The organism is Geobacillus sp. ZGt-1, assembly GCF_001026865.1.
GTDB classification, from domain to species: domain Bacteria; phylum Bacillota; class Bacilli; order Bacillales; family Anoxybacillaceae; genus Geobacillus; species Geobacillus thermoleovorans.
Genome location: NZ_LDPD01000196.1, coordinates 1 through 654, shown reverse-complemented (window position 1 = coordinate 654; position 654 = coordinate 1). Strand labels below are relative to the sequence as shown.

Here is a 654-nt window from a genome sequence, read left to right as displayed (position 1 = left end):
GAAAACTTAGGTGGACATATCTTACCCTCAATGTTTTTATATGCAAACAAGGCTGACGCTGTTGCTAATTATTTAATGCACCACTTAGTTAAAGAAACAGAGATATACTCTGGTAATAATGATGAGGAAGTTTTTGAAAAAGCAGATCTCCTTGTTGTAACCGTAGGAGATAATGAAGCTTTTAATAAACTAGCTTTTAATAAACTACAAAATTATAAAAAGCCGATTATTTGGGCTTGGGTTTCGCCTCATAACATTATTCACAAAATGGTAATAACATCCCAAAAAACAGGTTGTCTCAACTGCTTCTTTTTACTTGAAAAGAAAAATGAAACACTAAGGCAAATTAACGAAAAAGTAAATGAAGAACTTTCTAAATTGGATATATCCTATATTGATTTATGCGGTAACCCACATACTGTATCATTCCCTGAGCGCATGGCAGATTTTGCAGCTAAGATTGTCGCTACTATTAGCCTTTATGCAAAAACTAAAAGATCTGAATTTGACTATTTGGTTGAGTACTGGGATGTCAATACATCTATTCCTAAGATTTTTACTGGATTGTTAAATGTTCAAGATGAGTGTGGATGTGAAGGTAAAGGGAGAGAAAATTAATGTATAGCTTTTACTTGGAGATGGATGTTTTTAGCA

General features: G+C 33.0%; 1 protein-coding gene. It reads left to right on the top strand.

Going from position 1 to position 654, the window contains the following annotated elements:
• A partial coding sequence (locus VU18_RS18210) for a hypothetical protein (RefSeq protein ID WP_201775867.1) occupies window positions 1-618 on the top strand: 618 nt, incomplete at its 5' end.
• Window positions 619-654 lie beyond the last annotated feature (36 nt).